The sequence below is a fragment of the Cytobacillus sp. BC1816 genome, from assembly GCF_051353635.1.
In the GTDB taxonomy this organism is placed as follows: domain Bacteria; phylum Bacillota; class Bacilli; order Bacillales; family Cytobacillaceae; genus Cytobacillus; species Cytobacillus oceanisediminis_C.
The window spans coordinates 4,917,331-4,937,876 of the sequence record NZ_CP195611.1; the positions used below are offsets into that span (position 1 = coordinate 4,917,331).

16 protein-coding genes are annotated in these 20,546 nt (G+C 42.6%); 3 read left to right on the plus strand and 13 right to left on the minus strand.

The features are described 5' to 3' along the window. Positions 1-2 precede the first annotated feature (2 nt). From ACR42H_RS24820 to ACR42H_RS24880, 13 genes are all read right to left on the minus strand, one after another. Positions 3-494 (minus strand): TRAP transporter small permease, encoded by a 492-nt coding sequence (locus ACR42H_RS24820; RefSeq protein WP_113882216.1) that lies wholly within the window; start codon positions 492-494, stop codon positions 3-5. A 64-nt stretch (positions 495-558) separates the two neighbouring features. Continuing rightward, positions 559-1,581 carry a TRAP transporter substrate-binding protein DctP gene (gene dctP / locus ACR42H_RS24825; protein ID WP_113882217.1) on the minus strand — a complete coding sequence of 341 codons (1,023 nt, stop codon included), beginning with the start codon at positions 1,579-1,581 and terminating at the stop codon, positions 559-561. An 82-nt stretch (positions 1,582-1,663) separates the two neighbouring features. Next, positions 1,664-2,767, minus strand: coding sequence for an NAD(P)-dependent alcohol dehydrogenase (locus ACR42H_RS24830; protein WP_436373889.1), 1,104 nt, complete (start codon positions 2,765-2,767; stop codon positions 1,664-1,666). A gap of 45 nt (positions 2,768-2,812) precedes the next feature. Then, positions 2,813-3,847, minus strand: coding sequence for a zinc-dependent alcohol dehydrogenase (locus ACR42H_RS24835; RefSeq protein ID WP_436373891.1), 1,035 nt, complete (start codon positions 3,845-3,847; stop codon positions 2,813-2,815). Between the two features lie 313 nt (positions 3,848-4,160). Beyond that, on the minus strand, positions 4,161-5,195 hold the full coding sequence (locus ACR42H_RS24840) for a LacI family DNA-binding transcriptional regulator (protein WP_113882220.1): 1,035 nt from the start codon (positions 5,193-5,195) through the stop codon (positions 4,161-4,163). Between the two features lie 278 nt (positions 5,196-5,473). Further along, a complete protein-coding gene (locus ACR42H_RS24845) occupies positions 5,474-6,736 on the minus strand; it encodes a PTS ascorbate transporter subunit IIC (RefSeq protein WP_048009154.1) in 1,263 nt (420 codons plus the stop codon). Positions 6,737-6,857: 121 nt separating this feature from the next. Further along, complete coding sequence (locus ACR42H_RS24850) at positions 6,858-7,127, minus strand: PTS sugar transporter subunit IIB (protein ID WP_009332100.1); 270 nt, start codon at positions 7,125-7,127, stop codon at positions 6,858-6,860. Positions 7,128-7,140: 13 nt separating this feature from the next. Further along, the gene (locus tag ACR42H_RS24855; protein ID WP_436373895.1) at positions 7,141-9,258 is read right to left on the minus strand and encodes a BglG family transcription antiterminator; all 2,118 of its coding nucleotides are present in this window, start codon (positions 9,256-9,258) and stop codon (positions 7,141-7,143) included. Between the two features lie 226 nt (positions 9,259-9,484). After that, on the minus strand, positions 9,485-10,975 hold the full coding sequence (gene argH, locus ACR42H_RS24860) for an argininosuccinate lyase (protein ID WP_436373897.1): 1,491 nt from the start codon (positions 10,973-10,975) through the stop codon (positions 9,485-9,487). A gap of 15 nt (positions 10,976-10,990) precedes the next feature. Beyond that, a complete protein-coding gene (locus ACR42H_RS24865) occupies positions 10,991-12,682 on the minus strand; it encodes an ABC transporter permease (protein WP_113882223.1) in 1,692 nt (563 codons plus the stop codon). Then, on the minus strand, positions 12,679-13,785 hold the full coding sequence (locus ACR42H_RS24870; RefSeq protein WP_436373899.1) for an ABC transporter ATP-binding protein: 1,107 nt from the start codon (positions 13,783-13,785) through the stop codon (positions 12,679-12,681). The genes ACR42H_RS24865 and ACR42H_RS24870 overlap by 4 nt, the downstream gene beginning before the upstream one ends. A 14-nt stretch (positions 13,786-13,799) precedes the next feature. Next, positions 13,800-14,894 carry an extracellular solute-binding protein gene (locus tag ACR42H_RS24875; protein WP_113882225.1) on the minus strand — a complete coding sequence of 365 codons (1,095 nt, stop codon included), beginning with the start codon at positions 14,892-14,894 and terminating at the stop codon, positions 13,800-13,802. Positions 14,895-14,910: 16 nt separating this feature from the next. After that, positions 14,911-16,095: an ROK family transcriptional regulator gene (locus ACR42H_RS24880; protein ID WP_436373902.1), complete on the minus strand. Its 1,185-nt coding sequence runs from the start codon at positions 16,093-16,095 to the stop codon at positions 14,911-14,913. A 337-nt stretch (positions 16,096-16,432) separates the two neighbouring features. On the opposite strand from ACR42H_RS24880, the gene ACR42H_RS24885 reads away from it, so the two are divergent. The 3 genes from ACR42H_RS24885 (at position 16,433) to ACR42H_RS24895 (ending at position 20,502) form a co-directional block, all read left to right on the plus strand. Continuing rightward, positions 16,433-18,940, plus strand: coding sequence for an NEW3 domain-containing protein (locus ACR42H_RS24885; RefSeq protein ID WP_436373904.1), 2,508 nt, complete (start codon positions 16,433-16,435; stop codon positions 18,938-18,940). Between the two features lie 110 nt (positions 18,941-19,050). Continuing rightward, positions 19,051-19,263 carry a CGCGG family putative rSAM-modified RiPP protein gene (locus ACR42H_RS24890; protein WP_436373906.1) on the plus strand — a complete coding sequence of 71 codons (213 nt, stop codon included), beginning with the start codon at positions 19,051-19,053 and terminating at the stop codon, positions 19,261-19,263. Positions 19,264-19,536: 273 nt separating this feature from the next. Beyond that, positions 19,537-20,502 (plus strand): nuclease-related domain-containing protein, encoded by a 966-nt coding sequence (locus ACR42H_RS24895; protein ID WP_436373908.1) that lies wholly within the window; start codon positions 19,537-19,539, stop codon positions 20,500-20,502. Positions 20,503-20,546: the final 44 nt, after the last annotated feature.

Here is a 20,546-nt window from a genome sequence, read left to right on the forward strand (position 1 = left end):
TTTCACTCCTTTCTTTCTATGAACTCTTCCAAAATACATGTGATGGAGTTCAATAGAAGCAATACGCCTCCCAGCGGCAAAGAAAGGTAGATAAAGAACATTGATATCCCTGTACCAGGAGCAATTTGATTGCCAAAGCTTTGCGCTACCTTCCATCCAAACATGATAATTACTGTATAAAAAAAGATGGAAATGAAATGGACTATAACTGTCAGCCATTTCTTGACTCGTCCCCTTAACATTTCCGGTAAGACTTCAACGGATATAAGCTGGTTCTCCCTAAGCGCAAGCGAGGCGCCGATCATAATCATAAATATCATTAAAAACCTTGAAAGCTCCTCTGACCAGGCCAAGGAAGAGCCCACTACGTAACGTGCGATAACCTGCCAAAAGATAATAATAGTCATAAATGCCATGATAAAAGCCAAAGCATAGCCAAAAAACTTGTTCAGCATATCAATGGTTCGAATATACAATCCGGGAATGCTCTTCATCTAATCAACTCCTTAAATGAAGAGGGCAACAAATAATTCAATTCATCATTGCCCTCTCAGCAGCCTAATAATCCAGATTTTTTACTTTTTCAATGATTTCTTCCCCAATTTTTGGTGCCCACTTTTCATAGACACCATCGGTTTTCGCTTTAAAGGATTCTTTATCCGGCTCTGTCAGCTCCAATCCCTGATCTTTAAGGAATTTGGCTGCTTCATTTATTTTATCTTCATTTGCTTGTCTTCCAATTGGTTCTGCATGTGCAGCAGCTTTTAGTACCGCATCCTGCTGATCAGGAGTAAGACCATCAAAAGTAGTCTTGCTTATAGAAATTGGGCCAGGTGCATACCTGTCTTCCAAAAGGGCAACATGGGTTTGCACCTCAAAAATCTTTGATGTTTGAATGGTTGCTAAAGAGTTCGAATGACCGTCAATGACTCCCTGTTGCAGCCCTGTAAATACCTCAGTCCATGCCATCGGTGTTGCATCTGCACCATAAGCCTTCCATGCATCAATTTGCAGCTCATTTTCCTGAACACGCACCTTCAGCCCTTTTACATCTTCAACACTGTTAATGGCTTTATTTGAAGATGTTGCCACAAAACCATTTTCCACCCAGCCAAGCACCTTAACATTTGTCTGCTCTTCAAACTTTTGAGCCAGCTCATCTCCAATTTCTCCATCTAATACTGCATGTGCATGCTCTCGATTATCGAATAGGAAAGGCAGATCGAACATATTAAATTCCGGAACCCAGTTTCCCATGGGACCCGCAGATTGAATAGCCATATCCAGAGAACCCATTCCCATTAATTCAAACACTTCTCTTTCTCCGCCAAGTGCATTATTATAATGTATTTTTACTGTCATTTGATCGTCTGTTAAGTTTTCAAGCTCCTCTTTAAAGGCTTTTGCTGCTACATCAAATTTTGCTCCCTCAGGCTCAGGAATACTTAATTCCAGTACAGTTTGCTTTCCTTCTGTTGCATCTGCACTAGCAGTTTTCTTTTCTGATGATCCCCCTCCGCACCCTGCTAAAGCCAAAGATAAGATCGTTGCCAGTGAAGCCGCTTTCAATGCTTTTTTCATTTTAGTTCCCCCTTTTTTATTTTTAGAGCTTTTGAAGATAGACTCCTCAAAAATAACTCCAATTTCTAAAATCCTTCTTCTATTAATCTTGTAAATGATTGGGATATACCATGACTTTTAAACTGCCGCTTCGATTAGTATGAGCCTGGTTCATTGCTTCCTGGATATCTTCCAGCGGATATTTATCTGTGATGATGGGTTTTATCTTGCTGCCGATCTTATCTAGCAGACTGATGGCTAAGGGGTAGGTATTCGTATAACGATAGACAGAAAAAAGATCTATTTCTTTTTGAAGCATTAATGTGATGTTGAGAGGCACCTCTTCAATTGCCGGAAATCCGATAACAACAACGGAGCCGCCTCTTTTCGCGGATTCAATTGATGATTGCAATACTTTAGCGTTTCCAGAGGTTTCTATAATCATATCAACGCCTAAGCCCGAGGTTATCTCTTCAATGGCAGCATTCAGATCTTCATTTGCAGCGTTAACTATCTTTGTAGCGCCAAATTTTCTGGCTGTTTCCAGCCTTAATGGCTCGATATCACTGACAATGATCTCTTTTGCACCAAATGCTTTTGCCGCTATCACGGTCATTAAACCAACAGGTCCCATACCTGTAATGGCTACGGTGGAACCCGGAGTTAAGGCCCCGCGTTTTACGGCATGGATCGATACGGATAATGGCTCTGCAAGAGTTGCATGTTCGTAAGATAAAGAATCGGGAATTGGAAATAGAAAATCCTCCGGGTGTCTTAAATATTGAACGAAAGCTCCTTTTACCGGCGGTGTAGATAAAAACTGCACGTCGGGACATAGGTTATACCTTCCCTCTTTACACCATTCACAGTTCATGCAAGCAACACCCGGTTCCACAGCTACACGATCTCCAACCTTAAATTTTGTTACTTTTTCACCTATAGACACAACGATTCCTGCACACTCATGTCCCTGTACATGCGGGTACTGAACATATCTTTTGCCAATGCGGCCATGAGCAAAATAATGAATATCCGAACCGCATACCCCAACGGCCATTAACTTGACCAGTACTTTTTTTCCAGTAACATTAGGGACTCTTTCTTCTTCAACACTAACTTCCAAAGGTCTTTGCAAATAGGCAGACTTCATTGTCTCCGGAACAAGAACACTTTCTTTCTCACTAGCTGCCAATTTTGTCTTTGGCATCTGGCTTCCTCCTTTCGGAATATATAGATGGCATTTAAATGAACTTTATGAGGAATGGCTTAAAAGCACCTTTCCGCATTGCTTTTGTTCGCATAGATCAAACGCTTCTTTCCATTGTGTCAGCGGAAGCTTATGGGTAATGATTGGCTGAAGGTTTACTTTCCTTTGTTCTAATACCTGCATGACTCGATTCCACGTTTTCATGGAATGTGCAAGAGAACCAAATAGCTGTATTTGTTTGTACAAAATAATATCAAAATCCATTGTGATTTCTTTGCCTGCTATGCCAACTTGAATATGCTTGCCCCGTTTTTTTAAAGCTTGAAGGCAGCTATTGATTGATGAGGCAGCACCTGCACATTCTACCGTTACATCAGCACCCATACCATTCGTTTCACTCAGCACAATGGTTTGCAAGTCTTCAGCTGTAACATCAACGGCAACATCCGCTCCGAGTTTTTTGGCGATTTCCAACCTCATTTTATCTGCAGATGTTCCTGCCACAATGACTTTACAGCCTTTTACAGCCAGCAAGGACAAACAGATGAGGCCAATAGGACCTGGCCCGGATAATAAAACGGTATCGCCAACTTGGATATTTGTCAGCTCCTCAATGGCCTGAACCGCACAAGCGAGAGGTTCGGATAATGCCGCCTCCTCAAGACTTACATTGTCAGGAATCTTATAAATCATATCTTCCCGGACTACAGCATATTGCGTAAAACTGCCATCCACTCCATGCCCCATTCCCCGGCGATCTGAACAAAACATGTAATATCCTGTTTCGCAGTAATGACAGGTGCCGCATGTAATGGCAGTTGACCCAAGCACCGCTACCCGTTCCCCCGATTTCACCTTTGAAATATTTTCTCCTGTATCCGCTACAATTCCGGAGAATTCATGACCTATAATGACAGGCGGATAACTTTTAAAGGTCTCGTGGTAAATATGTAAATCCGTTCCGCAAATCCCCGTATACTTCACTTCAATTTTCACTTCATTCGGACCCATAGCGGGTTCATCAATGTCTAAAAGGTCAATATTTCCAACCCCTGGCGCTGTTTTTAGAAGTGCTTTCATTGCATTCTCCTCCTTCAGTACAGTAAGCGCTTACCTTTTTTTATAAAAATAAAATCAAGTGGAAAATCTTCCATTTAATCATTAATTAGGAGTATTTTGTTAAAGCGCTTACTTTTTTTGAAAAAAAATAATCTTTTACAAACTGGAAGGCCTTTTAAAATTGAAAAATTGTTTTAAAGGCCCTTTAATCCTCTGGCGTTCTGGACCAATGCTTTTAATTCACCCTCCTAATTAAAAGAGGATTTAGTTAAGCGCTTTATCAAATCGGTGTTGATATTATTTTATTCATAATATTATAAAAAATCAATAACTTTTATAAATTTTCTAATTTTTCTTTCAGGTCCTTATTCCTATTTTTTGCTGTGGAATTTCTGGTGACTAGAGAAGGCAGTAATGTCAAACGCATTTTTTCTTTTTTTTCTCCTTTAATCATCGAAATGATCAAATCCAGCACTTCTCTTCCCATATGCTGAATTGGCTGGGCAACCGTAGTCAATGGAGGCTCTACAATTGTAGCAATAAGAGTATTATCGAAACCCACAACTGAAATATCATCGGGCACTCTCATCCCCTGTTCTTTAACAGCCTGGATTGCTCCGATTGCCAATAAATCGTTGCATGCAAAAATAGCTGTTGGCGGATTCTTGCCTTTAAGATATTTAGCTGTCATAAATTTTCCAGGTTCAACATGACTAATCCCATTAATATATTCAAATTCCCGGGTAAACTCTAAGTTACTCTCTTCTAAAGCCTGCTTGAATCCCCGCAGCCTCTCCCTATTGCTCCAGACATCCCTGGCAATCACACCTATGTTTTGATGGCCAAGTTCTATTAAATGGGAAGCAGCCAAGTAACCGCCCATGAAATCATCTAATGCAACCGTATTTATTGAAAACATTGGAAGATCACGTGCTACTATCGCTACAGGAACATCTTCTTTTACCAATTCTTCCACTTTATTTAAATCTTCAAATCCAGATGCTAAAATGAAGCCATCCACACTTTTTCTTTTTAAAAGAGCAAGATATTTGTTTTCCTTTTCTGTTTGGTAATCAGTACTGCAAATAACAAGGTTGTAGCCAAATTCATGTGCACGATCCTCTATGCTTCGTGCAAGTTCGGAGAAAAATGGATTAGCAAGATCCGGAATCAGGAGGCCGATTGTCTTTGTCTGCTTTCCCATTAATGCAGAAGCCATCATATTGGGCTGATAATCCAGCTGTTTCATGACCTCTAGTACTTTTCTTTTTGTTTTTTCTCCAATTCTTCCGGTATTATTAATAACTTTGGAAACGGTAGCAATTGAGACATTCGCTTCTTTTGCAACGTCATATATGGTTACTTTCATGTTCTCTCTCCTTGTTCAATCTTAGCTGATTTCATTTGTGTCTCAGATAATAGTTTTTAGCCTGCTTCTAATATTAAAATGCATTTTAGTTTAAATGCATTTTAGTTAAGCGCTTTCTTTACCTTTTATTATTATTAATCAATTTTCCAAATATATCAATAGGTTATGAATATATTTTTGAATTTTCACAAAATGATTCATCTTACCAAATAATTTCGACCGACGAATAAAAAAAAAAGGATTCCACCCGAAAGTGAAATCCTTTTTGATAAAGCATGTTAAGAAAACAATTTAATCAAAAAGCTCAATAAAATCCCCACTACCCCGAAGTCCGAGTCTCCAAAAGTAGTTCCTTCAAACCCTAGTGATCCCAGAACCGGAAGCAATAAAGCCGGAAGGAATGAGATTAATAGACCGTTTGCAAATGAACCGATCATCGCTCCTCGTCTGCCCCCAGTCGCATTTCCGAATACCCCTGCCGCTGCACCTGTGAAGAAGTGCGGAATCAGGCCCGGCACAATTATTTTCAGGCCGAATAATGGAAGAAGGAACATGGAAAGCAAACCAGCTACAAAGCTGAATAGGAATCCGATAATAACTGCATTTGGAGCAAAAGGGAACACTGCCGGACAATCAAGGGCAGGCTTCGCATCTTTTACCACTTTATCAGCGATCCCTTTAAAAGCTGGCACGATTTCCGCAATCAGCATCCGTACACCGGCAAGTACCACATATACACCAGCTGCAAACGTAATGGCCTGCATGAGCGAGAATACAAGGAAGTTAACTCCGCCGCTCAATTCAGATTCTACATAGCCTTTTCCGGCAATTGGCGCCACAACCAGGAAGAGAATCGTCATTGTCAAAGACATCGCAACAGATGTATCGCGCAGGAACCCAAGTGATTTAGGCACTTTGATATCCTCTGTTGATTTGGATTTATCCCCTACACGCTTTCCAATAAAGCCGGAAACAAAGTAGCCGAAAGATCCAAAGTGACCCACAGCGATGCTGTCATTGCCAGTGATTTCGCGCACATATGGCTGGACAAGCGCAGGCATGAATACCATTAATAATCCTAGAATAATAGACCCGATAATGATCAGCGGAAGCCCTGTCACTCCGCCGGTTGCAAATACAGCTGAGATCAGGCAGGCCATGAATAAAGTATGATGTCCGGTAAGGAAAATATATTTAAACGGTGTAAAACGGGCAATTATAATGTTCATGACCATCCCGAAAAGCATGATCATCGCTGTTTCTTTCCCAAATGTCTGCTGGGCAATCGCTACGATGGCCTCGTTGTTCGGAATAACGCCCTGGATATGAAAAGCCTTTTCAAACATTTTCCCGAAAATATCAAGTGAGCCTATTAAGATGCTTGCTCCTCCATTAAGGATGAGAAAGCCCATGATCGTTTTAAGCGTACCTGATATGACATCGGCAATTCCTTTCTTCTGCAGAAGCAAGCCAAACAAGGCGAATAATCCAACCAGGATGGCGGGCGTGCCCAATATATCATTCATGATGAAATCAAACATGTTTACCCCTCCTTTTTTAATCCTCTGTATCTATCTTTCATCTAACTGGTTTTCAGGTTATACTGTATTTGTTCTTTTTATTTTTAGCGGGCGAGTCTATCGCCTGCTCTTTTTTTCTCTATTATGATAAATGGGATTCCAATGCTGCTTTTAGCTCGTTCTGATCAAGGATGTTTGTCAAACCAATGATCGTTCTTGTTCCGTCATCCAAAGTGGAAATCAGGTCTTTAGATCCCAGGTAGATATCCGCTTTTTCAGATTTAGCCGTTGTTAAATCAGTATGTGAAACATCTGCTTCCACTCCCAGTTGGCTTAAAACTGTTTTCACGTTCATTTCTACGATAAAGCTGCTTCCAAGTCCGTTGCCGCATACTACTAGAATTTTTTTCATTTTAATTTCCTCCTTAGTCTTGTGAATATTGATTAATAATTTCTAATACGTCAGCTTCTGTATCAGCATTCTGGAGCTTTTCTAGGTTATCACTGTCAGACAGCATTTTAGACAGCTGGGATAACGCTTTTAAATGTGTCTCATTATCAATGGCTGCCAGCACAAAGAATAATCTTACCTGATGCTCCGGTTTTTCCGAAAAAGCACAGCTTTCCTTTAATTGCAGAAAGCTCATTCCCAGCTTGTTCACGCCAGCTTCAGGGCGGGCATGAGGAAGGGCAATTCCAGGCGCGATCACGATATATGGTCCCATTTCATTCACGTTCTCAATCATGGCATCAATGTAATGCTGGCTGATGGACTGATCGACCAACAGCGGCTGTGACGCCATTTGCAGTGCTTCCTGCCAGCTTGCAGCCGAATCTGCAAATTGAATTTTATCGGCGGTTAGAACTTCATTTAACATTGGCTTTTGATCCACCTCACTTTTTGCATCTTTATTTGATTGATAGTAGGCTTTCAATTCCTGGACCAGCATGCTTTCGTCTTTTATATCTGCATGCTTCCGGATAATGTCCATCAATGCGTCTATGTTTTCTGATTTCGGCCTTTTTTCTGATGCCTGAACCTGCTTAAGAAGAGATTCCTTCTCTGACGGGTTAAGAATCGGATTTACAATAAACACAGGTACGTTTTTCCGGGATACTGGCGTGGTCGAAATGACAAAATCCAAATCAGCCAGGGACGCTTTCTCATATTCACGGACGGTGTATACATTCGCCACATCTACAAACGGCATGAGATCTTCAATTTGTTTCTGAAGGATTCGGGACGTGCCTATTCCGCTGGCACACACCACAGCCGCTTTTTTGCGGGCTTCCACCCTGACGCCTTCTTTATCAATCCAGCCTCCAAAGTGCATCGCAATATAGGCCGCTTCATCATCAGATACTTTTTTGCCAAGCACGTATTCAAAATGATGAACCACTTTTTTGGTTAGAATAAACAGATCCTGATAAGACTCCTGTACAGATTTGGATAATGGGTTCTCCAGTTCTATCCCATATTTGATTCGGAAATAAGCCGGTTTTAAATGAATCAATAAATTCCGTTCAAGTTCCTTCCGGTTTTGAAAAAATACGCACGCATACTTTTGAAAATCATCGACCATTCTTACTGCCATTGATTTGAGAATATTAAGGTCCTGGTTTTCCAGCTCGTGTGTATCAAAGTCGCTTACTTTGGCACCTAACAGGTAGGTTGTAAGATAGCAGGCTTCATCATCGGGAACCTCAAGCTGGAAACCGCTTTCAATTTTCCGGCAAATAAATCGAGCAGCGGTGTACTCTTTTGTTTCTTTAATGACCTGTTTTTCAACAGGATCCATCTTGATGTATTTTTCCTGGTTAAACCTTTTGATGAGCATAAATATATGGGCACTCAGCGTCTCCATTACTTCATCTGTGTAATGAACACCAGAATAGGATTCACTTTCGTTCAGAATCTCATAGATTGCTTCTAAATCAGTACGCTGAAACATTTCAGGTGACAGTCCAGGCGTGTCCTGGATGGTTAACTGAACTTCGGATATTAAATCATTCCAGCCCCGGTTGGTTAAAACCTGTGATAGGCAGTAAATCAGCATTTTCCGCTTATCCTGCTCCTCACCGGCAATATAGTAGCCCGAAGGTTTATGGAAATTCAACTGAACCCGGAACTGGTTAAGCTGCTTTTTTAATTCCTTGATGTCTGCCAGAAGCGTACTCCTGCTGACACCCAGCTTATCCATCAGATCCTGCAGATAAATGGTTTTCTCGCGGGTCAGGATGAGGATGGCAGTCCAGGCCATTCTTTCTTTTCGTGAAAATTCATAACTGGCAGCTTTATCAAACGAATGTAATCGCTGTTTAATCTGCTGCTTTTCTTCTTCATCGAGAAAAAACCCAGCAGCACGGACATACTTCAGCTCATCTAAACCCTGGCCTTTGAGCCAGCTATTAATTTTGTCAACATCATAATAAACGGTCCGCTTGGAAATTTGTAATTCTTCCATAAGCTCCTGCGGAGAAACATGTGTAGGCGCATGAACCATTTTCGTCAAAATCGTCATGCAGCGCTGGTCAAGAATCATCGGGAGCGCTCCCTCCTTTAACTGATTCTAAATTAGTAAGTTTGCAAAAAGCCAGACTCTAAATTCATCGAATTGTCTGCTTACTACGTATTATACTCCGGTATTACACAAATTGAAGTCCGAATTCTGTAAGGTGGTTTTTGCAAGAGTTGGACTCATAATAGCAAGGAATAAAAAAAAGCGAAATTCGCCATTGGCGAATTTCGCTTTTTAAAAACAACACTAGTCAAAATCTAAAGTTAATCAATTTCTCCCGCTTCTCCTTAAGCCCTCTCACAGTCCCTTCATAACTAAGCAGGTCCCCTGTGAGGATCTCATTCCGATCCTTGATCATTCTCAAGACCTCATCCGGATTCGGTCCTCCCTGAAGGCTGCGGATCTGTACAAAGTATTCCGGTGAAATGATCTTCTTCCACTCTTCCTCTGTCAGGGAAACGGGAACATATCCCCGAATGATTTCATTCACGGCCTCCACTTTCCAGTCGCACAGTTCTTTCTGATCCTTCACGGTTTGTTTTGAAATATAGCTGGCAATGGAGTGGGCCTTCCGGAATGGGATGCTGTAGTCTCTTGCCAGGGTGTCGGCCAGTTCGGTGATCGTGATGCACGACTTTTTGGCCATTTCTTTTGCATGGTCTTTATTGACTTTTAAAGTGGCAATCACGGCGTACATCAGCTTCAATACCCGATTGGCATTCGTAAAAGCGCGATACAGATGAGGCTGCAGATCATCTTCTGTATCAACGATATCCCCAAATGGCGTATTATGAACCATGTTCATGGCTGCATATGCTTCACCGTAGGCGCTGCTGGCAATGGACCTGGAGTGCTCAATCGAAACCGGGTTCCGTTTTTGAGGCATAATGCTGCTTACCTGCACGTAAGGATCCGCCACCTGGAAGGTGCCAAACTCCCTTGTTACATGCTGAAGGAAATCCTGTATCCACCGGCCGGTATTCACCATGCAAGTCATCAGAGCCGATGAGGTCTCCAGCAGGTAGTCTGCTCCAGCAATCGAGTCATAGGAGTTTTCAATAATTCCTTCAAATCCCAATAAGTCACGGGTGCGGTCCCTGCAGATTGGGAAGCCTGTCGTCGTAAGGGCGGCTGCGCCGAGCGAGGATTTGTTAACAGTTTTATAGGCAGCCCATAGCCGTTTGATATCCCTTTGAAGGACATCATAAACAGCCAGCAGATAATGCCCCAAAGTGGTCGGCTGGGCCGGCTGTGTGTGGGTATAGCCGGTCATATAGGTCTCTTTATGCTCTTCAGCCTGCTCCAGCAATGCCTCACTAAGCTGATAAGCACTTCCAAGGAGCTGCAGCAGATGCTCTCTTAGGACCAGCCTGTACATCGCAATCCCCATATCATTCCGGCTCCGGGCAATATGGATTTTCCCGGCCAGTTCATCGCCGATTTCTTCTCCAATTTTTGCTTCCATCATAAAGAAGAGATCTTCAAATTGAGGCTGATAGGATAAGGAACGGGTGTCAGACATGGCCACTTTATTAATGCCTTCGAGCATGGTCTTTGCTTCTTCTTCTGGGATAATCCCCTTTTCCGCCAGCATGATCACATGTGCCCGATGAATATCGAACATGACATGGAACAGATAGTCCCGCTGGTCATTAAAAACAGGCATCAGCAGTTCTTCTGCATAGGTTTTGCCGGGAAAGGCATGGCCTTCATTTTTAATAAATTCCTCTAATTTGCTCATTTTTTCAACTCCGTTTTAAGACAATGATTTTTCAGCCTTAACTCCAAAAAACTTGTTTGATATGAACAGAACCAGTGCGATTAAAGTAATCTGGATCATCCCGTAAGCTGCTGCCTGGCCCATATTGAACATTCTCAGCTGATTCATAATCTCGATGGAAATAGGGCGGTTTGAAAGGGTATACAGCAATACAGAAGTAGGAAATTCACCGACTGACTCCACAAATGCCAGTAATGTTCCTGATAAAACCCCTGGCATAATAATCGGAAGGATTACTTTTCTGAACGTATAGAACCACTTTGCCCCAAGGCTTCTTGAGGCTTCTTCTATGGAATCATCCAATTGCTCCAATACAGCATTGGTGGATCTGACGACTAATGGAATATGGCGGATAAAATAGGCCAGAGGCAATATCCAGAATGTACCGACGAGAATATTGCCAAATGAGAAGATGGTTGGCTCATTAAAAGCAAAAATCAAATTCATCCCGATAACGGTAGCCGGCAAAGCCCATGGAATCATAACTAAAATATCCACAAAGCTTTTTCCGACAAATTTCCGTTTAACGAGCACATAGGATGCCAATACTCCAAAGACCAGATTTCCTGCTGTAGCGATAACTGACAGGAGCAGGCTATTTTTCAATGGCTTGAATATGTTCGGATCCTGGAACAATAAACGATAATTTTCAAAATTAAATACCGATGGATAGGTCTGCCACGTCCAGGTTCCATCCGGTACGAGCGATAACAGGAGAATCGTGAAATGCGGAAGAAGCAGAATGATGACTCCCACGATTCCTGTAAAGACCAGTATCCACTTCAAAACAGGATTATTGACTTCACTGCGATGGGCCCCAATCCCTTTAGATGCCATCCGGTAATCCTTGCGGTTTTGATACCAGCGCATAAACAGCAGGAAACTGATCGATACAACCGATAAAATCACCGATTGTGTGGCGGCCACTTCCATATCGCCATTAATTTTCGAAAAATAAATCTGCAGACTCAGCACCCTGAAACCGCCTGCCAGCAGAAACGGCGCACTGAAGGAAGCCATCGAGATCATAAACACCAATAATGACGCGGCTACAATAGCTGGTGTTAATAATGGAAAGGTTACCTTCCAGAATACTTTAAAACGGTTGGCCCCCAGATTGTATGCAGCTTCTTCAAGAGATGGATCAATTTTATTAATGGCTGATGAAACGGTCATATAGAAATACACATACATAGTATATGCGTGGACAATCAAAATGCCTGAAATACCGCCTATTTTGAATGGCACTTCATCCAGCCCGAATAGGTCTTTAATGGCATTGGGAATCAATCCGGTTTCCCCATACAAGAACATGAACGCCATTACCCCTACCAGTGACGGGAGGACAATCGGCATGATGGCAGCCGATGCAAAGAAACCTCTGCCCGGAAAATCATACCGGTTGAAAATGAATGCCAGCGGGATGCCGATCAGCGCACTGACCAGGACACTTAATACCGAAATATATACAGAATTCCACAGGGCTTCCAGATTGGTCTTGGATTCCTGGGTAAAGAAGTCACTGTAATTCCCGAATGTCATGCTGCCTTCTTTTTGAAGACTCTCCATTATGGTCCGTAAAGAGGGGTATAGAACATAAGCTATGAGAACCAGCAGGACCGGAATAAGGAGGAGCAGAGTCAGCCTTGTATCCCGATTCTTAATCATGATGCATCACCAGTCAACACAGGAATGATCCGCATCTGCTCTTCAGGCAATTCCACCCAAATCTCAGCACCCGCCTGCAGGTTTCTGGATAAGCCGCTATTCAGGGCATTCACCTGGAGCTTAAGGCCAGCAGCCCTGACCACAACATTGATGAGGGAGCCAAAGAAATGGACTTCCTCCACCATTCCTTTGAAGGTATTTTTCCCCTCCGTCTCTTTTTCCAGTATTTTAATAGATTCAGGACGAATGGATAATGCCAGGTTCCCTTTGTTTTCCTGATTATAATTAAATGGCGCATTTCGTACAGAAAGCTCACTTGCACTTTCACCGTTCTGCACTTGTACAAAAATGTTTTCATCTTCTATCCTGCTGATCTTCACAGGCAGCAGATTGATTTCTCCGATAAACCCCGCTACGAAATCATTGGCTGGTTCATTATAGATTTCAGAGGGTGTTCCCACCTGGTGGCAGACCCCAAAGTTAAATACCGCAATCCGATCGCTCATGGATAGAGCTTCTGCCTGGTCATGGGTAACATAAATGGTGGTGATATTATAATCTTTTTGCAATCTCAGTATTTCGCTTCTCATTTCATCTCGCAGCTTGGCATCCAGGTTGCTGAGTGGCTCATCCAGGAGCAGAATCTCCGGTTCAATCACCAATGCCCTTGCCAGCGCGACACGCTGCTGCTGACCTCCGCTTAACTGGCTCACCTGACGATCGGCGTATTGCTCAAGCCTCACTTTTTGCAATACATCCTTGACTTTTATATTGAGCTCCTTGGAGCCAAGTTTTCTAACCCTTAATCCAAAAGCGACATTCTCAAACACCGTCATGTGAGGAAAAAGGGCATAGTTTTGGAAAACCATGCCCGTATTTCTCTTTTCAGGAGGTACACGCGTCATATCCTTATCGCCGAAACGGACAACACCTTTAGTAGGATAATAGAATCCAGCAATCATCCGAAGTGTGGTGGTCTTGCCGCATCCACTTGGTCCAAGGAAGGTAAAGAATTCCCCATCCTTTATATCCAGATTTAAATGATCGACTGCAATAACCTTTCCAAAGGCTTTTTGGACATTATCTATGTTTATGGACGCCATACCTATTACACTTCCTATTCTTTAATTTCTTTTTCTCCGCTCTTAATGTTCTCATCCCAATACTTCATCCAGCTGTCGCTGTTCTCCTGGAATACCTTCCAGTCGATATCCATGCTCTTAATCTCTGTATCTGTAATCCATTCAGGCAGTCCTTCTACGTCATCCCTTGTTGGAATGCGGTAAAATTCATCTGCAAGGATTTTGGCCGCTTCAGGCGTGTTAACAAATTCATAGAATGCTTCAGCCGCCTTTGGATGCGGAGCATCATTCACAACGGCAATTCCTTCTGTCAGGACTGGTGTTCCGCTTTCAGGAATGATGAATTCAAATGGATAATTTTTATTTTCTTTTAACATGACAACGTCAGGCATTGCCCAGACAGATAGCTTTCCTTCCCCTTTGGCCACCTTGTTGTACATCATTTCAGGATTTGCTGCGTATTCTTTCGTGTTGGCATCCAATTTTTCAAGCCATTCGTAACCGGCCGCTGTATCGTTTGAGTCTTTATAGTCGCGGTAAATCATCGCTGAAAAAATCGTTCTCATCGTCCCGGATGCGAGCGGGTAGCGGATGATGATTTCATCCTTCCATTTCGGATCCAGCAGCTCATCCCAGTCTTTAGGCGCTTCATCTTCTGATAATTCTTTGCTGTTATACATAATGACTTCCGGTGTTTGGCTTGTTCCGGACCAGTGCCACTCAGGATCATAGAAGCCTTCTGCCAGGCTTCCGGAATAGGAAGGCTCATATGGCTTTAACAGTCCTTCATCCTTTGCCTGATCGAAGTTTACAGATGGCGCTCCCCACCAGACATCAGCCTGTGGATTGTTTTTCTCGGAGCGGATCCGGTCCAGGATTTCCTGGGATCCCATATCAAGCCATTCCACATCAATCTGATATTTTTCCTCGAATTGCTGTTCAAACTTTGATAGAATATCCTTTCCATGCGGTGAATAGATAACTACCTTTTCTTCCAGCTTATTCTCTTTCTCTCCCTGCTCATTCTCAGAGCTTGAGCTGGATCCCTTTTCAGAACTGCAAGCTGAAAGCATTAGTGCAGCCGAAATGGATAAAGTGGTTAAAATTGATGCCCTTTTCTTATTTTTCATTGAAAAATCCCCCTCATTAAGAAAATTTGATAATACTTTCATGCTCCCGCAAAAAAAGTGAAACAGCACCCAGGACTCCCGCATTATCACTTAATCTTGAAGTCTTCAATTCCACTGAACTGGGAAGATAGTGATTTACGATCCTGTCCAATTTAGGCAAAATGTAATCAGATGATTTTAGAACACCACCTCCTAAAATAATGACTTCAGGATTCAATAAGCTCGCGGCATTAATGATTCCATAGGCCAGATGTTCAATGGCTTCTTCAATGACCGCAATGGCTATTGTGTCGCCTTTTTTCGCAAGGGCAAATGCCATTTCCCCCGGCAGTTCTCCCTTTATTGCCTGAGAGTAGGCAGGGTGGTCCGGATCCTGCTGAATGGCTTCCGTCAGTTTTTTTCCGATTGATTTTCCGCCGGCGACGCTTTCCAAATAGCCGTAGCGGTGAAAGATTGGCTTAAAGTCTTTTTTCATATCTGTTTTATCCGTCACCATATAGCCCATCTCGCCAGCAGCATTTGAATACCCGCGGTACAGCTGATTATTGATAATAATTCCGCTTCCAATGCCTGTTCCGACCGCCATAAACAGAACATTCTGTTTATTTTTTGCATTTCCGAGCCATTGCTCCCCCAATGCTCCAACATTCACATCATTGTCCACATGAACCGGGAAAGAGAAGTATTTGCTTGCCTCCGCTAAGAACGGGTATCGAATCCAGTTGAGGCTTGGTGCTTCCAACACGACTCCGCTGGATGTTTGTGTAATCCCCGGAACCCCTGCTCCCATTCCCAGCACCTGATCCAACGGGATTTGGCATTCATCAAGCATAATATGGACTTCTTTGGCGATTTGTTTTAAAAGCCCTGATTCTAAAAATTGACAGGTTGAAAAACTGCTGGAATGGACGATGTTGCCCCCGAGATCGCTAACGACTGTCTTTACTTTCGTGCCGCCGATATCTGTTCCGATTACATAAGCCGCTTTTTCGTTAAAATAAAGATGTATCGGTCTCCTTCCGCCTTGTGAAGAAGATTCTCCTATTCCCTTTTCATACACCCACTTTTCCCCTATCAATTCATCTACCAGCAAAGAAACAGTCGGCTTGCTTATGGAAATCTTCGCAGCAATCTCGGCCCTTGAAGTCGGTGAATTTTCCTGAATCCATTGAAGTACTCTCTTTTTATTGATTGATTTCATTTGCATAGGTGTCCCATTAAAATTCATCACATCACGGCCTTAATTGATTTGGTTAGTAAATATTACTAATTAACCTCAATATAACCTACCTGGTAATCGTTTACAACCCATTATTTTAATTTTATGATAATTGTGATTGTTTCTATGACTAAAGGAGGATTTTAATATAATTAATTTTTAGAATATTGAATTATTAACAGATTTCCCCTATTATGAAATTTATTAGGCGGGTAGTTGCCGGTAGTTAGTTAGGATGTTTAACTAACCTGCTTTAGACCTATGATGAAAGGAGTGTAAGAGGAGCGTTGTTAAAACATTTTGAAAGGGGTTACACAAATTGAAAAAAATCTTTGTTTATTTTTTGTCCTTAGCGTTAATTCTCTCCCTGCTGCCTCTCTGCGGAAGTGCCCAGTCAGAAGAGCATGACCCCGACCTATGGAGTGCTGTAAAACCGCTGGACACAACAGTCAGCTTTTTGAATACAGGGGCCCATCCTGACGATGAGCGCAGTGACTTTCTTGCTTACCTATCAAGAGGACTTGGTGTTAAAACCTCAAGCCTGATTGCCAACCGCGGCGAGGGCGGCCAGAATGAAATCGGGCAGGAGCTTGGGAACGGCCTTGGAATTATCCGCTCCCGCGAAATGATTGAAGCAGCTAAAATCACCGGTGTTAAAGCCTACCATTTAAGTGAAACAACCTCTGATACCATCTATGATTTCGGCTTTTCCAAAACAAAGGATGAAACTTTAAGCCACTGGGGCAAGGACCTTACTTATGAAAGATTAATTCGTTTCATTCGTACTTACCAGCCGGATATTGTCATGCCATCCTTCAGAGATTCGGATACCCAGCACGGACACCACCGCACAATGACCATTCTCAGCCAGGAAGCCTTCAAAGATGCAGCAGATCCTAACATTTTTCCTGAACAATTAAAAGAGGGATTATCCGTCTGGCAAACTAAAAAGTTCTATTTGCCGGCAGATAGTAAAGATACAGCAGATACATCGATTGAAATAGGCATGTTTGATCCTATCTACGGCATGTCCTATCCGCAAATCGGCGAGGAATCACGCTATATGCACAAAAGCCAGGGAATGGGCAATGACATCCCTGTTGCGCCAAGACAAACGCATCTGGAATTAGTGGATAGTGCGGTTGAAACAAATGGCAGCCATGATCTTTTTGCCGGTATCCCATATGATTTTAAAGAATGGGCGAAAACGCTCCCTAAGAAAGAAAAAGCATTGCAGGTGCACTTTACAAAATTCCAGAAAAACCTGGATAGTATTATCTCCAGCTATCCTAGCCATAGCCAGGTATTCAGCAAAACGCAGCAAGCATTAAAAGAAGCAGACTGGTTGGTAAAGAAAACGGAGAAATCCAAGCTTGATTCCCAACTGAAATCTGATCTTCTTCATAAGCTTGAAGTGAAAAAAGAACAGCTGCTGAATGTAAGCCTGGTATCCTCCGACCTTGAGATTAATGCACAGGCGGAGACCAATATCCTGACAAAAGGGCAGAAAACGGCTGTTACTGTCACCTTAACGAATAATGGCAGTCAGAAGCTGAAGAAAGCTGATGTTGAACTGACCACTCCTGAGGGCTGGAAGGTTTCTAATAAGTCCAAGGCCGCTGACCTTGCACCGGGTAAAACGGCTAAAGTTACTTTTATGATCCAAGTTCCAGCTGATGCAGCGTATTATCACGCATACGAAACCCCTGCCATACAGGCAAAAGTCAGCTATGAATCTGCCGGTGCAAAGACAGTGACTGTCTCTGAACTGGATGGCACCATTGCCGTTCTGCCGGACGTTGGCCTCACCCTTTCCCCTGAAGATCTGGTTATTAATACCGCTGATGTTCAGGAAGAGGTGCCTGTCAATGTAAAAGTGAAAAATTACCGTGAAGGAGCTGCACAGGCTTCCGTATCCTTAAATGTTCCGGAAGGATGGTCAGTAAGCCCGAAAAACGCTGAAGTTAACTTCGGATCTTCATTGGAGGAAAAAGAGGTTACCTTTACACTGAGCCCGCCTGCGGATATTCAGGAAGGTGACTTTAAACTATCCACCGAGGCAATCGTAAATGGAAAGACCTTTGATTCAACAGTTCAAGAAATTCAATATGACCATATCGGAACATTTTATTACCTGTATCCAGCCAAGGTCAATGGGGTCGCCTTTGAATTGCTGGCACCAGAAGGCTTAAAGGTCGGCTACATTGAAAGCGGTTTTGATAAAGTGGCAGATTACTTGTCCGATGCAGGACTTGATGTGACGAAGCTTACTGAGACCGATCTTGCTTCAGGAGACTTAAGCCAATACGATACAATCGTTGTTGGTATCCGTGCCTACCTGTCACGTGAAGACTTAACAGCAAATAATGAACGTTTAAAAGAATACGTCGCAAATGGCGGGCATATGGTGGTTCAGTACCATAAGCCGAACGATGGCTGGGTGACAGAAGACACCGCGCCATACCCGCTGACTATCGGAAACCCATCCATCAGGTGGAGGGTAACAGATGAAAATGCACCTGTTACCGTTCTGCAGCCTGAATCGCCGCTCTTCAACTATCCAAATAATATTACAGAGGACGATTGGGCCAACTGGATTCAGGAAAGAGGATTATACTACCCAATGCAGTGGGATGACCGCTTTGAAACCTTTGTGCGCATGGGGGATCCAAACGAGGAGCCATTTGATGGCGGAATTCTCATGGCCGACTACGGAGAAGGTACCTACCTTTATACCAACCTGGTATTCTATCGCCAGATTCAAGGCCAGGTTCCGGGAGGCTACCGCATTTTCACGAACTTGATCAGCTACGGCCAAAATGAATAACTTATAAGAGGCGGCTGCGTATGCGGCTGTCTTTTTTAATGCCCATGTGATTCAACTCACATCATTTATTTTCCATGTATTGTAAGATATAGCTGAGGAGAGGTGCCATCATGGAAAAGAACTGGTCTGCTTCCCTGGAGCATGGTGAGTATGTAAATAACATGGAGCTGCTGATCAATGATGCTATGGCAGCTGTCAGCCAGACGGCAAAGGGATACTATGTCAATATCGTCACACCGGCTAAAATGGGAAATCCAGATGACTACTTAACAGATGTTTTACTATTGCACTTCGGAAATAAAGTAGATGCGGAGGTGGTCTGAGGGTGGGACATGGAACCTGTCCCCTCGTCCCTTTCATGAATGTGGACTTTGCAAATTGAGTGTGAAAGCTGCAAATAGCAAGGGTCGTTTTGCAAATAGCAGCCTACTTTCTGCTAATAAAATATTCGGGAAACAGCTATTGTCTAACACTTGCATATAGAGTTGGATAATATGCAAATAGAGCATAAAAACCTGCAAATAAACTCCAATATAAAAAAATAAATTAAATTTACTATCGAAAATAACTAATTAGCATTAAAAGGAGAGACATACTTGATTATTAAAAGCCTGAAAGTCCCCGAAATTAACCTACAGCTTGAAGCGTTTTTAAGAAGAACCCCCGAACAGCATCCCGCGCGAGATAAAATGACCTCAGATTATAAAATGAGAAGCGCTGGCTTTAAGGGAGAAGAAAGATTATTTTATTACTTAAGCTTTCTAGATCCTAAAAAATATTGGATTTTTCATAACCTGCGGCTATCAAGCGGAACACACTTTTTCCAAATCGATGCATTGCTGATAACTACAAACTTCGCACTCATTTTAGAAGTTAAAAATTGGACTGGAACTTTGATTTTCGACCCTCATTTTCAGCAGCTCCTCCGCATTCACAATGACAAAGAGGAAGGGTTTCACGATCCCATTTCACAAGCCCGACATCAGACGAATCAGTTTAGAACGTGGCTCGATTTTAATGGATTTCCCGGGATTCCTGTAGAATTCTTAGTTGTGATCAGCCATCCTTCCACCATTATTAAAACCGATAAAGATCCACTGAGTATATCTAACAAAGTTCTACACTCCCATCATCTTTTATACAGAATTAATGAGATTGAAAATAAGTACCCTCAAGAAAAAACTGACCCTAAAGAGATACGGAAGCTGTGCCGAACTTTGTTAAAAAAACATAATCCTTCACAATCCGAGATTCTCGAGCACTTCAATGTCTCAGCTGAGGAAGTTCTCACTGGTGTTAGCTGTCCTAAATGCAGTTCCCTTCCGATGATTTTCCATTGGGGGAAATGGCACTGCCCAATGTGTTTGTTTTCCTCCCCCCTGGCACATGAAGATGCTATCCAAGACTACTTCCGGCTTATTAAGCCGTCAATTACCAACTGGGAATTTCGCTCATTCACCCATATACCCTCCCCCTATACGGCTTCAAGATTACTCTCCAGGATGAACCTTTCGTTTAAAAGAAATAAAAGACACCGAATTTACGAAAAATCCCCTGAATAGTGATTAACTGCACAAATATTTCTAATAAATTATTTTATAATCAG

Coding starts and splice junctions, on each gene's coding strand:
- ACR42H_RS24820 (WP_113882216.1), bottom strand. CDS start 494: ATGAAGAGCATTCCCGGATTGTATATTCGAACCATTGATATGCTGAAC.
- dctP (WP_113882217.1), bottom strand. CDS start 1,581: ATGAAAAAAGCATTGAAAGCGGCTTCACTGGCAACGATCTTATCTTTG.
- ACR42H_RS24830 (WP_436373889.1), bottom strand. CDS start 2,767: ATGCCAAAGACAAAATTGGCAGCTAGTGAGAAAGAAAGTGTTCTTGTT.
- ACR42H_RS24835 (WP_436373891.1), bottom strand. CDS start 3,847: ATGAAAGCACTTCTAAAAACAGCGCCAGGGGTTGGAAATATTGACCTT.
- ACR42H_RS24840 (WP_113882220.1), bottom strand. CDS start 5,195: ATGAAAGTAACCATATATGACGTTGCAAAAGAAGCGAATGTCTCAATT.
- ACR42H_RS24845 (WP_048009154.1), bottom strand. CDS start 6,736: ATGTTTGATTTCATCATGAATGATATATTGGGCACGCCCGCCATCCTG.
- ACR42H_RS24850 (WP_009332100.1), bottom strand. CDS start 7,127: ATGAAAAAAATTCTAGTAGTATGCGGCAACGGACTTGGAAGCAGCTTT.
- ACR42H_RS24855 (WP_436373895.1), bottom strand. CDS start 9,258: ATGATTCTTGACCAGCGCTGCATGACGATTTTGACGAAAATGGTTCAT.
- argH (WP_436373897.1), bottom strand. CDS start 10,975: ATGAGCAAATTAGAGGAATTTATTAAAAATGAAGGCCATGCCTTTCCC.
- ACR42H_RS24865 (WP_113882223.1), bottom strand. CDS start 12,682: ATGATTAAGAATCGGGATACAAGGCTGACTCTGCTCCTCCTTATTCCG.
- ACR42H_RS24870 (WP_436373899.1), bottom strand. CDS start 13,785: ATGGCGTCCATAAACATAGATAATGTCCAAAAAGCCTTTGGAAAGGTT.
- ACR42H_RS24875 (WP_113882225.1), bottom strand. CDS start 14,894: ATGAAAAATAAGAAAAGGGCATCAATTTTAACCACTTTATCCATTTCG.
- ACR42H_RS24880 (WP_436373902.1), bottom strand. CDS start 16,095: ATGAAATCAATCAATAAAAAGAGAGTACTTCAATGGATTCAGGAAAAT.
- ACR42H_RS24890 (WP_436373906.1), top strand. CDS start 19,051: ATGGAAAAGAACTGGTCTGCTTCCCTGGAGCATGGTGAGTATGTAAAT.